General features: G+C 42.3%; 10 protein-coding genes and 1 pseudogene. 4 read left to right on the plus strand and 7 right to left on the minus strand.

Annotation, left to right across the window (positions count from 1 at the left end; translation table 11 throughout):
• Window positions 1-145 precede the first annotated feature (145 nt).
• On the plus strand, window positions 146-454 hold the full coding sequence (locus tag JL57_RS16360) for a hypothetical protein (RefSeq protein WP_291300175.1): 309 nt from the start codon (window positions 146-148) through the stop codon (window positions 452-454).
• Between the two features lie 450 nt (window positions 455-904).
• Window positions 905-2,089: a C40 family peptidase gene (locus JL57_RS16370; RefSeq protein WP_034143087.1), complete on the plus strand. Its 1,185-nt coding sequence runs from the start codon at window positions 905-907 to the stop codon at window positions 2,087-2,089.
• 308 nt (window positions 2,090-2,397) lie between these two features.
• Here JL57_RS16370 and JL57_RS16375 read toward each other — a convergent pair whose 3' ends face one another.
• Window positions 2,398-2,964 carry a flavin reductase family protein gene (locus JL57_RS16375; RefSeq protein WP_034143088.1) on the minus strand — a complete coding sequence of 189 codons (567 nt, stop codon included), beginning with the start codon at window positions 2,962-2,964 and terminating at the stop codon, window positions 2,398-2,400.
• Window positions 2,965-3,216: 252 nt separating this feature from the next.
• On the opposite strand from JL57_RS16375, the gene buk reads away from it, so the two are divergent.
• A complete protein-coding gene (buk, locus tag JL57_RS16380) occupies window positions 3,217-4,281 on the plus strand; it encodes a butyrate kinase (protein ID WP_034143089.1) in 1,065 nt (354 codons plus the stop codon).
• 7 nt (window positions 4,282-4,288) lie between these two features.
• The gene (locus JL57_RS16385) at window positions 4,289-5,197 is read left to right on the plus strand and encodes a bifunctional enoyl-CoA hydratase/phosphate acetyltransferase (RefSeq protein ID WP_291300176.1); all 909 of its coding nucleotides are present in this window, start codon (window positions 4,289-4,291) and stop codon (window positions 5,195-5,197) included.
• 322 nt (window positions 5,198-5,519) lie between these two features.
• On the opposite strand, the gene JL57_RS16390 is transcribed toward JL57_RS16385, so the two are convergent.
• The 6 genes and pseudogenes from JL57_RS16390 to JL57_RS16415 all read right to left on the minus strand — a co-directional run.
• On the minus strand, window positions 5,520-5,711 hold the full coding sequence (locus tag JL57_RS16390) for a hypothetical protein (protein ID WP_034143091.1): 192 nt from the start codon (window positions 5,709-5,711) through the stop codon (window positions 5,520-5,522).
• Between the two features lie 89 nt (window positions 5,712-5,800).
• Entirely contained in the window at window positions 5,801-6,640 is an 840-nt protein-coding gene (locus JL57_RS16395; RefSeq protein ID WP_034143092.1) for an SPFH domain-containing protein, read from the minus strand.
• Between the two features lie 310 nt (window positions 6,641-6,950).
• Window positions 6,951-7,769 carry a uroporphyrinogen decarboxylase family protein gene (locus tag JL57_RS16400; RefSeq protein WP_291300177.1) on the minus strand — a complete coding sequence of 273 codons (819 nt, stop codon included), beginning with the start codon at window positions 7,767-7,769 and terminating at the stop codon, window positions 6,951-6,953.
• A gap of 344 nt (window positions 7,770-8,113) precedes the next feature.
• Window positions 8,114-9,670 carry a PLP-dependent aminotransferase family protein gene (locus JL57_RS16405; RefSeq protein ID WP_291300178.1) on the minus strand — a complete coding sequence of 519 codons (1,557 nt, stop codon included), beginning with the start codon at window positions 9,668-9,670 and terminating at the stop codon, window positions 8,114-8,116.
• Between the two features lie 737 nt (window positions 9,671-10,407).
• Window positions 10,408-11,097, minus strand: coding sequence for a vitamin B12 dependent methionine synthase (locus tag JL57_RS16410; protein WP_034143093.1), 690 nt, complete (start codon window positions 11,095-11,097; stop codon window positions 10,408-10,410).
• Window positions 11,098-11,547: 450 nt separating this feature from the next.
• Window positions 11,548-12,315: pseudogene (locus tag JL57_RS16415) on the minus strand (monomethylamine:corrinoid methyltransferase); the annotation flags it as partial.
• Between the last annotated feature and the right edge of the window lie 65 nt (window positions 12,316-12,380).

A 12,380-nucleotide genomic window follows, 5' to 3' on the forward strand; every position in this document is an offset into this window, starting at 1 on the left:
TGTTTTTGACGTGTTGGAGGCTTTATGTTTGCCGAGAAGTCGAATTGGGTTATAAAGGAAACTTACTTTGCCGTGATGGCATGGCATCGTAAGGGACCACTGAAGAAGTTGGAGTCTTAGTAGCGGTTATCCATCGGATAACAGGTTGGAGGCGTTAGTGGCAATAGCGTTATTAGTAACCATCTTTTTGAAGGTTTGCGTTTTTTACTATGCAACCGTTTTAGGTATTGCTCAGTTATTAAAACTACGCTCCTATGTCCCTTTAGTTATCCCAATAGGTATCATAGGAATTTCAATTGCTCTTTCCAATGAATCTACTATGCAATTCAGCTATTCAGCAAAGAATACATACCCCGTCTTCGCTATGCCGTTTTACATCGGGCTTCCACTTTTGTCACTGTTTATAGCTAAGGTACGCAATTTGCCTAAGCAGAAGGAATGGAAAGCTAAATGATCTTTTTGCTTATCAGTGTTTTTATCGGTATTATTCTGTTTGAAGTTCCGAGTCTTATTAGGAATAAGCATTGGCGGGAACGAGTTGTCTTTTCAAGTTTGCTTTTTTTAGCATTCATACTAACATCACTACAAACAGTTGGAGTACAACTACCCAACCCTTCCAAAGGGATCGATTTTTTGGTAAGGGACGTGTTGCATCTAAACTATAAATAATTTCAGACAGAATGGCAAAAAAACCAGCTCCTTAATGAGGTGGTTTTTTGCACCCTTAGAGCCCATGCTACTGCACTGTATCATGGATGTCACGGTTAAGGATGGCAAAGTTCCTTGTATAGAACTTTGCCTATTTGTTGCTTTCTGGCTAACTAAACAAGGGATTTCGGGGTTTTATGACGAATATACTTGAAGAAATCTTAGATAGATTAGGGGAGTTAGAGGAGTTGTTGAGATGAATAATAGAGATCTAATACAGAAGACTACCTTAGTCAGCATCATAGGAGTCTTTCTTTTAGTAGCGTCATCAATTCCTGTGCGAGCTGAAAACTTACAACAACAACTCAATCAATCCAAACAGCAAGCTAATCAAATAAATGGGGTCTTAAGTGAACAAAAGGCTAAGGTGGCGGGTGTAACCCAACAGGTGCAAGCACTTAAGCAATCCGTTGAGGTTTTAAATAGTAGCATTGCCCGAGACCAAGCAAAATTAACTGAGGAACAAAGTAACCTTAAAAAGCTGGAAGAACAGCAGCAGAAACTTGAGGAACAACGAAAAGAGAATATTGAAGCATTAGGGCACATTTTAAGGAATAACTACGAAGAGGGTGCTACGACGTATTTGGCAGTTTTGTTTGAAGCCGAAAACTTAGCGGATTTTATGGATCGCGCTGAAAATATTCAGATGCTTGTAGGATCCTATGGTAAGCTGCATGATAATCTGATCGTGTTGAGCGAAGCCTTGAATAGCCAAAAGGAACTTATCAATCAAAAAAAGGATACGATTCAAGCTGCAATACAGGGGACAACTCAAACACAGCAATCTGTGCAGCAGGTGTTAGATAAGCAACAAACTATTCTAGCTCAATTAAGTACAGATGAGAAAGCCATCATGAACGCTGCTCTTTCTGCCCAGGCCAAGGTAAGTCGAATAGAAAAATTAATTGAACAAGAAAAACTCGAGGCAGCGTATGCTGCTAAGACTCCAACTCACTCCTCTAGTGGGGCTGATTCTAGCGCAGGAGTGGCTGGTACTGTTCAAGTTTCAGGTGGAGTGCAACAGATTCTGAATTATGCCGCTCAGTTTTTAGGTACACCCTATGTTTGGGGGGGGACGAAAGCATCACCGGGTTTTGACTGCTCAGGATACACCCAGAGCATATACCGACATTTTGGGATAACCTTGAGTCGAGTCTCTGAGCAGCAGTTTTTAAATGGAGTTTCAGTTTCGCGTTCTGACTTACGTCCAGGTGATTTAGTATTTTTCAGTACTTATCACTCTGGAGCTTCTCATGTTGCAATCTACACTGGGAAAAATACTATGATTCATTCGTCCTCAGGCGGAGTTTCTTACGATGACATGACAGACGCTTACTGGTCTAAGCGTTATCTTGGGGCTCGGCGCGTAATCGCTCCCTAAACGCAGTAAGAAAATAGTAGTAGCTGATGCTAAGCGCAAATCACTCCATTAGATCATGATTAGATTATGAAACCAAAAAAGAAGGCGTGTTCTCTACCTTGGTAATAATTTACCAGTAGGAACGCCTTCTTTTCTTATACTCGTCAGAAAGAATAACTTTATGTTATATACTTTCTGACGAGCATAAATGCAGTTAAGGCGACCGTCTTCGCTCAGGCTGACAGAATGACTAATACGTGCGAAGACAGTGTCTGCAAGAAGGCTAATACGCGCGAAGACAGTGTCTTCGTGGGCGCTAGCCTAATTATCTATAGGCTTATTTTTTTGGAATAACCGAAAGAACCTAGCTTTTCGGAAATGGAACGGTATTCTCTCAGGCAATATCCGAAGGGCTGGATTTTGTCAATATCGGGACGGGCGTGAGAATCAAGCACATCTTCATTGTAATGAATCGCTAGAATCTCGGAGATAAAGACGTCATGACTACCGAGGAAAATGACGTTCTTGACGTTGCACTCGAGATTTACGGGACATTCGGCTATTAACGGTGCTTTTACATAGGTAGCCGAGTAGGGAGTTAACCCTGTTTCAAGAAATTTGTTGGCATCCCGTCCGGAAACAAGACCACAATAGTCTACGACGTTCACTTGGGATACTGACGGAATGTTGATCACAAATTCACCCGATTCTTTAATCAACTTGTGGGAATGTCTAACAGGATTGAGGCTTATGTAGAGCATTGGGGGTTCGGAATTTAGAATTCCTGTCCAAGCAATCGTTATGATGTTCGGATCATACCCCGCGAGAAGAGACGTGACCAAGACATTGGGAACCGGTAAAAGATCAGTAGAGGGTTTTTTCATAATTTTATTCATAGATTCCGCTCCTTTCGGTTCATGAATTTAATCCTTAAGTTTAGCTAACAACTAAGCTATGATGAACAGTGTTGCTGGCATTCAGGATGAGATACAACTCAGCTATTGTGTAAAAAGTAAAATCAATTATTACACTTTAAAATCTATGATTCTTTCTAAGATTCTAGCCCTGAGTTTACGTGAGACTAAATTATTAATATTTCGACATTTTATGATATAATTAAAGGATGCTTTTCAGAAGGAGGTTATGTTTTGAAAGTACTCGCCATTAATCCAGGTTCAACTTCTACAAAAATCGCAGCCTACGAAAACGAGACTTGCCTTTGGAAATATGGAATTGATCACGCAGCCAGTGAAATTAACGCGTTTACCCGTGTCGGAGATCAATACGGATATCGAATCGAGCAGATTTTAGAAGTGATTGACGATCATGGGACACCCTTAGATGTTTTTGAGGGGATCGTGGGACGGGGTGGTTTACTCAATCCTTTAGTGGGGGGCACCTATTTGGTGGATGCCTCCTTAGAGGACACGTTACATAATGCACCCGGTGGGGAACATGCTTCTAACTTAGGTGGAATTATTGCCTATCACCTGGGGCAAAGAATCAACGTTCCAGTCTTTATTGTGGATCCTGTGTCAGTCGACGAAATGGAACCGGTAGCGAGGCTTTCCGGACTTCCGGAATTATCTCGCTTAAGTCAATCACATGTCTTAAATATGAAGGCTGTTGCCCGCAAAGTAGCCCAAGAACTCGGGAAAACATATCAGGACTTGAACTTAATTATCGCGCATTTAGGGGGGGGGATTTCAGTCGCCCCACACCGCAAAGGGAAAATGCTGGATGTTAATAATGCCAATAATGAGGGTCCATATTCAGTCGAACGCTGTGGGACATTACCTTCCTTTCAACTCGTCAAACTGTGCTATTCCGGCAAATATTCGGAAAAGGAAATGCTGACTAAACTTCTCAAAACAGGCGGTATGTTCGCTTACCTTGGAACAAAAGATGCACGAGAAGCTGAGCAGAGAATGAAGGTAGGGGACTCGGACGCCAAACTTGTACTGGAAGGCCTCTGTTATCAAGTGGCTAAGGAAATTGGCGCGATGGCCACCGTATTGGCTGGAGAAGTTGATCGAATTGTTTTAACGGGTGGACTCGCTCATTCTGAATTTATCACTCAAGAAGTTATTCGTCGTGTCTCATTTATTTCTCCTGTTGTAGTAGTACCAGGTGAAGAAGAGATGGAAGCTTTGGCCTTGGGTGCCTTAAGAGTCCTTAGAGGAGAAGAAAAAGCCTTGATCTACGAAGGATAAAAATGGAGTGAAAAAAGTGCGATTTAGCGGATTTGAATCTCTACAAGAAAGAGCGAAGAGCATAGGTCGGGTAAAGGTTGCAGTGGCTTCTGCTGCTGATAAAGATATCTTAGAAGCTATCAAATTAGCCCAAAATGAAGGGTTAATTACCCCTGTTCTGGTCGGAGATGTTGACCTGATTAAGAGATTAGCTCAAGATATCGGGTTAGACTTAGAAAACGCTGAACTGATTCAGGAACCATGTCCCGTTGCTGCCGCCAATAAGGCTGTAGATGCCATCGAGGATGGGCGAGCGCATTTTTTAATGAAGGGTATAGTCAACAGCGCAGATTTTCTGCGGGCAGTGCTTAGATCAGATCGAGGACTGAGAACTGGGCGCTTACTCAGTCACCTTTCCGCATTTCAAGTTCCAGGTTTTTCTCGTTTGCTGTTTATGTCCGACGGGGGGATAAATATTGCTCCGGATTTGATGCAAAAAAAAGAAATCTTGGAGAACAGCTTGTTATATTTAAAGGATATTGGAATGGATTTGATAAAGGTTATCGCTCTGGCAGCTAATGAAGTGGCGAGCACTAAAATGCCGGCGACCATGGATGCCGAAGCTTTAGCCGGGATGAGTCGAGCCGGAGAATTCCAGGGTGCGATCGTGGAAGGTCCATTAGCTCTGGATGGAGCTGTAAGTGCAGCCGCCTTGAAACATAAGGGGATCAAGAGTCAGATCAACGGGGATGTGGATTTAATCTTAGTTCCTACGATCGAAGCAGGAAATGTTTTAGCAAAATCTTTAGTGTACTTTGCTGGAGCAACAATGGCGGGGATCGTCCTTGGGGCAAAAGTGCCCATCGTTCTAACCTCAAGAAATGATACTCCAAGGAGTAAGTTCATGGCCTTAACCATGGCTGCTATGAGTCGATAGACGAGGTGTGCCAAGAGCGGTAAGGGAGTGAAACCTGCACTCGCGGAATTGAATTTACAAGCGCTTAATGCCGGTAGGGAGTTCGCCAAGCAGCTTGTTAACGAGGCAGAATAGATAGTAGCTTAATCGGATTAAGAAATCCTTACTTCAGGTGGAGTTTTAATTCCATTTGAACTGAAAAGAAGCTGGAACCTTTTCGAGGTGCCAGCTTCTTTTATTGTGCCCAAACAATCTAATCATTCCCAAGAAATCAGCGGATATAATCTTCGATGCCAGTTTAAATAGCTTTGTTAGTAACATCATAGGAAAGTGATAACACTTCTTATAGTTCTTCTGAATTCTCCGAATCATCAGAGCTAACTTGCTCCTTCAAACGCCCTGCACGTCGGACTGCGTCCCGGAGCAAAAACTCGATATGGGCGTTGGCACTTCGGAATTCATCAGCTGCCCAGCGTTCTAGAGCTGCATAAAGTTTGGGATCAAGGCGTAAGGGGAACTGTTTTTTGCTTGCCATTAGTTATCCACATCCAATGTAAATCTGCTGCTTAATGCACGGCGCTAGCAAATTGTCGTTATGCTAAAGGGATATTGAATTGGAATTGGTTAATACATCGTTCCAGTATTAATCACAGGTTGAACTGCTCGCTCGGAAACAATCGAGACGAGGAGGTTATTGATCATAGTCGCTTTGCGCTCTTCGTCAAGTTTGACAACCCCATCTTTTTCGATTCGTTCAATTGCCATCTGAACCATGCCTACAGCGCCCTCAACAATGATTTGGCGGGCAGAGAGGATCGCCGAGGCTTGTTGTCTTTGCAGCATGGTGCCTGCGATTTCGGTGGCATAGGCTAGGTGGGTAAGGCGTGCTTCGCTAACTTCCACACCAGCCAGCCTAAGTCTTTGCTGGAGTTCATTCATTAATTCAGTAGATACCTCTTCAGGATTACCCCTCAGGGATAAACCATCTCCGTCAAAATGGTCGTAAGCGTAACGCGTTGCTACGTGACGCAAAGCCGTTTCACTTTGGATTTCTACGAATTCTTCATATTTCTCGACATCAAACATTGCCTTAGCGGTATCAACAACCCGAAAGACTACGACGGCGGCAATCTCAACCGGATTGCCTTCAATGTCATTGACTTTAAGAGTTTTGCTGTTGAAATTTCGAACCCGTAAAGAGACTCCTTTGCGTATCGCTAACGGGACACTAAGCCACAATCCTGGTTCTCGAATGGTACCGAGATAGCTTCCAAAAAAAACTAGGGCATAGGACTTATTGGGTTGAACGACTAAAATCCCGGTTGCCAAGATAATGGCCAAGATAATCAGAGGAATACCCACTAAGTTTACCTGAACGACTAAGGCAATTCCACCGATCAAGAGGGCGAGCATAAAAATCAAGGCTAGATAACCGTTGACGGCCCACGCTTTCTTTTCGATCATTTAATGAATCCTCCTTCAAATTTTGATTACTTATTTTAAATTGGTAAGCTGAGTACCAATAAGTAATACCAATATGATATCACTTTAGTATCAAAATGTGAAGAGCCTTTTTGCTCATCCCTACTTAATTCATAAAGTTCACATGGAAAGTGCCCAAATCCCTTTTGCAAATGATTATTTTATTAGGCCGCCTGCTCGAAAGTCAGGCGGCCTAATTCTTATTAATGGGTACATTCGTTTCTATTTCATGGACAACCTCTCATAAGTCACGATCGTTTTAGATGTGCTAAATTAGATAAGGCGATATTTTTTAAGGAGTCATGCTCACTTTGTTAAATTCTGACAGGGTATCGAAAAAAGCCTCCAGATTGGCGATGGGTGTTCCTGGTGGAATATCGCAACCAGACGATAAAACAAAGTTTGGATAGGGTTTCATCTCTTCTAGAAGGGTCAACGTAGCATGTTTGACACTTTCTGGAGTACCTTCATTCAGTACCCTCGATGGGTCAATATTACCGAATACTAGGTAATCTCCAGGGATTTGGGGGATGATTTTTAGCATTTTAACGACATTACCGAAGTGATATCCTTTTGCCCCAGTGCTAACCATTGAATTAACTAGTTTTGTAACATAACCACAGTTGTGTAAAACAATAAAGAACCCTTCGTCCTGCACAGTATCTACGAGCCTTTTAACATACTGAGAAGAAAATTCATCACACCAATCGGGAGGTAAAAGTCCAGCGCTTGGTTCAGGCAAAAGCACTTCATTGGCGCCAATATCTTTATAGGCTTGAGCATACTTGATGCTGTATTGAATGTATTTTTCCAACAAAATGTGTACTAATTCCGGATCTTTCTTAACGGATTTTAAGGTTTTTTCCAGCCCCATTAATACCGCGGCCAGAGAGAAAGGACCCAGCATTCCGCCAAAAGTGGGACGATCAGTATAATACTGCGCAGCAAGTTCCGCCCCTTTTAGGAATACCTTGGCACGACCCTCGTTTAGGGAAGGAATACGTAGGGTTTCCACGGATTCTCTGTCACTCACCAAATCCTTGGTTACTGTAGGAGCCTCAGTATCTACGAATTTCACTTCACTGCCGAAGGTTTCTGCTTCTGAGGTCAAATCATGCCGGTCATTGCGCCAATCATATCAGGGAATGTTGTGATGACGGTTTTCATAGTTTCAAGTGAGCCTGCCCGTCATAGATAGTCATTGCATTCTCACTAGTTCTGCCAAGCGCATTTATCTTTCTTAGATCATCTTCGCGTAAAGCAGTGATATCTCTTGTAATCTCCACACGCTTCAGATATCAAATAAATCATTTCATCATCATTCTTAATTGTTGGGTTATGTGGTGGGAGATCTGCCGGAACAAAACAGAAGAACTCTGAATTCCGATCTTTTTTTATTCTTTCCGTCTGTACCATTAGGGCGTTAAAATTAGGGCTGTTAATGCGGCCGAATCATCACATTTCCAATGTTTCAATAATTTCCTTCAATGCACAAGTAAACTCAATGCAAGCTCCTTCTAGATCTTCTTCTGGCATAGATTCAAACCCGAAGAGGAAGATGTTTTCCGGTGCTTTTTGCTGGTTCCGCCAATAGTCTTTCGTCCCATAAATTCCAAAGCCTCTCAATCTCATCTTCGTGATCAGACCTTCTTGACTCGTGCATCCCGGAATTTGTATCAAGGTATGAGAACCTGCCGGCACCGGAAAAATCTTAACGACACCTGCAAGATGTTCTTTTATCACTTTGTTAAATATTCCGTATTTTCTTCTGTTTAACAGCGACATCTTGCGTACATGTCTTTCGAGATGCCCATCTCTGATAAAATACGCCAGTGCCTTCTGATTATAAGTCGGAAGCGCCGAATAATAATACTTGTATTTATCTTCATATATTTCCATAAGTTTGTATGGGAGAACAAAATACGCACACCGAAGAGACGGAGAGAGAACCTTCGATAATGTGCTCAAATAAATTACATTCTGCCCAGTGCTCAAAGACTGAATAGAGGGAAGGGGTTTTTCTCCATATAAAAACTCATTGTCATAATCATTTTCAATAATATAGGCGCGGTTCTTTTGCGCCCATTCCAAAATCTGCAAACGTTTTGGCATGGATGTAGTGACTCCGGTAGGAAATTGATGGGATGGCGTTAAGTAAAGTAGAGGACACATCGAGTTTTCTAGGTCATCAATATCGATCCCTAGATCGGTCATGGAAAGCTCTTTGATCGAATATCCTTTATTCGTAAATATTCTTTGCATTCCAATAAAGCTGGGGTCTTCCACACCTATCGTATGTACTTTCTCATGTAACTCATGCAATATTTCGGTAATAATATCCATAGCATATTGTGTGCCGGCGGAAATGACGATTTGCTCCCAACTGCATTTTACACCCCGACTGTTATTGATGTAATCGCACAGACTTTTCCGTAATTCTACATTTCCTTTGTTGCATTCATATGCGATTTTCGTGGAACAGGATTCCTCCAACATTACGTCCTGCATATACTTTCTCCACTTCGTCCACGGAAAAAGACTTGACTCGATGCTCTCATAATTGAAATCATACTTCAGCGGAACAATAGACTCCCGTACTACTTCTTTTTGTCCCTTTCTATATAACACGCTCGATCTCGGTAAAGTTAACAAGTTCTCCACATAATAGCCGCTTCCCTGAACCGACCGGATATATCCTTCCGCCAGTAGCTGATGATATGCCCTGCTCACGGTATTGATGCTGATGTGCAGTTCTTCCGACAATATCCGAATCGGCTTAAGAGCGTCGTTTGTTTTGAGATCACCTTGTATAATACTCTGCAGTAAAGCCTCAAATAGCTGTTCATACAAAAATGGTCCATTTTTATCCAGCAAGAGCATGGAAATCCCTCTCTTTCCAATTCTAGATATAAATCCTGTAATCATCATGCCAGCATTTCTAATCCAGCACCCATTTGCAAAAAAACTAATCAGAATATTTGTATCCGTAAAACCTGGTGCGTGTGTATGCAAGTGACTTTGATGCTCCAATTATTTCTTTGGTAATGTTCATAATTTTAGTTATTAGCTTCATAACGATACACCCCACATTTCTTTACATTGCAAACCAGCTAACTCAGAGAAAAAATAACGCTCTTCTGAGAAATAGGTTAAACCTACCCCGGAAGAGCGCCGTTGCTCAGGGAAAAAAATGACGCTCTTCAGGGAATAGGCTAACCTACCCTCGAAGAGCGCCGTTGCTCAGAGAAAATATCTTACGAATAAGTCATTCATAAAGCACGATGCTTTTCTTGAATTAACTTACCATCACAATATATGAGGATTTTTCACATGTCAATAGTTTTGAACTATTGAATATTGTATTTTGGCTTGACAACTCCCCGTAGATAAATCTAGGGGATTCTTGGTTCATCCTGCCCGGCAACCCGATTCAGTCCCACAAGCTATCCCGATGTGTCCCACCGTTTACGAAAAAGCAATGCTTTTCTTAATTGGCTACTGCTTGGTTTTCGCATTTCGCCAAATATACTCCTACATTAGTCGGCAAACATTTTACGCGGCAGCCTTTCTGCCACAACCCCATATGTTTGATTTTCAAAGAGCATATTAGGTATATTATACCATAAAAGGTTTATGCAGAGAACAAGTGTTTTATGGATTGCCTTATATCCCCATAGTTGAAACTAGGGGCTTTACGGCAACAAGTGGTAATGATTGAGTTAGGTAACTGAGTATGTTGCATAAACTTATTATGCCATCTTTCTTCCCGCCTTACAGTACATACAGGTTTTTCCTGAGGATAAGCAGTTCTCGCAATCATTTCCGACGAAGTTTTGTATGCTGTTTGTGATCAGAAAGAACCCAGCATAACTCTTTGTGGGCGACATAAAACCACTGTCGAGCAATTTTAAACAGATTTTCTCGCCATCTAATATGGCAAAAAATTGCTCCAACTGTGAAATATCCATACCGAAAAATCCCGGTCCAAAATTATCTGAAACATACCTGTATGTATTGCAACTTAATCCCTGCAAATATTGTCTTAATATTTCCTGCCCGGCGTCCATGTATGCATTTTGCCACATATCATAGTAAACTTGATTCAGGATACTGGCTTCGCTCAAATTTAGTTCTCCAACTGTTAACAGGTATATGTATATTCGCTCAATTTCCTCGGTGGGAATCTGAGCAAGAGCATTGCATGTAAACAGTTTTCCGTCCAGCAGCATATTTATTCCATCAACACAAGTTTTTTTGTATTCTGAGATCAGAGCCTTGATTTCCAGCTGATGGTACACATCCTCCAAACTTCTTAATGATCTTTCAATTATTTTCTGGGGTACAGGTTTTCCCCTGTTATACCCGCACATGTCTCTAAAATTCTTTTCCGCGAGTTCCTTTCCCTGATCCTTATCTAAACGAATCATATGGTTTTTCATACCTACCTTCTCCTTCTATCGAAACAAAGTATCACTTTATTTTTAAACAAACACCATCCAGAAAAACATTGCTTTTTTGTTTCAAGCATTCCGTAAGCCTCCTACTTAACTATGTCAATTCCAGACGCTAAAGAACAGGCTCTGACTGGCGTTCCACATTTATTAACAAAAAAATATAGGAATCTGCAAGTGCTAAACATACTTCAATGAGACATACCAATGTTTAGACTTTTCAGACACCTATATACCGGAATCCATTATGGCGGAGAGTCCCGGAGTCCACCCGACTGTACGGATTTAGAGTCCGTAAGATCACTACGATCCACCCTCCAAATCGTCATCTGCCAACAGTCCGCAGATCGAACTTACGAACCCCCCTGAGTCAATAAGCGTAAAACCCACAGACTGCCGACAGATTAATACCGTAATAGCATTTATGCCTGATTGAAATTAGTCATTCCAATATGTCAGGCCTAAATCAGTCATAATTTTAACAGCTTCATCGTAAACCTTGATGTATTCCTCGGTCGGAACCAGTTTCTTTACATCATAGCATTCCTGGAAGGTTTTCCCCGCTGGCGCCGTTTTATAATCCTTTTCATACATGGAAACTAGTTTGTCCAACATAATGTTTACTTCATGAAGATCCATTCCCGCAACTGCATGGGCTACTTCACCCATGAAACGGGCTTCCATGGCTGTAAAGAGGTCAGTGACAACACCTTTACCGGCAGCGACACCGGACAAGATCTCTCGTCCGCTGACTGTATCCGTAATAGCCTGAGCTGCCGTCTCCAGTAAGCACATGACTGTGCAGGGACCTGCTAAAGTGTAATACTGATTTCCCAAGATCAGATGGGTATTCTCTTCAATGGCACGAGCTGCGTGACCAGCAACGGCAAGAGCCTCTCTCGTCGTTGTTATGCCCCAGCGCACGTGCACCGGCCCATCCAGATGCCAGGTGGCCTGTAACATTACAAATGAGTTTAAAGTTGTAGCGACATCAACGATTGTGGTCTCTTCCAGGCCACCTGCGTATCCGCCGAAGATAGGCATCTGTTCTACCATTACGTTTACACCAGCTGTAGCGTAATGTGCTCCAACAACCAACGCACCTACGTCGATTTTGAGCTCATTCAGCTGAGAAACCTCATGTGAATCAGATGGCCTCATGCCGCCTTCAAAGTCAGCAGATATGACCCCTGCGGCACTTAATGATGTCTCATTGCCCTACGTTCCCATGCCTTTGCGTCCGGCTCTGAGCTGTGCCTCGCGCACTTGTA

The organism is Desulfosporosinus sp. BICA1-9 (genome assembly GCF_000802135.1).

Bases quoted from the DNA above. Each gene is read 5' to 3' on its own strand.
- JL57_RS16370 (WP_034143087.1), top strand. From the start codon at position 905: ATGAATAATAGAGATCTAATACAGAAGACTACCTTAGTCAGCATCATA.
- JL57_RS16375 (WP_034143088.1), bottom strand. From the start codon at position 2,964: ATGAATAAAATTATGAAAAAACCCTCTACTGATCTTTTACCGGTTCCC.
- JL57_RS16390 (WP_034143091.1), bottom strand. From the start codon at position 5,711: ATGGCAAGCAAAAAACAGTTCCCCTTACGCCTTGATCCCAAACTTTAT.
- JL57_RS16395 (WP_034143092.1), bottom strand. From the start codon at position 6,640: ATGATCGAAAAGAAAGCGTGGGCCGTCAACGGTTATCTAGCCTTGATT.
- JL57_RS16410 (WP_034143093.1), bottom strand. From the start codon at position 11,097: ATGAAAAACCATATGATTCGTTTAGATAAGGATCAGGGAAAGGAACTC.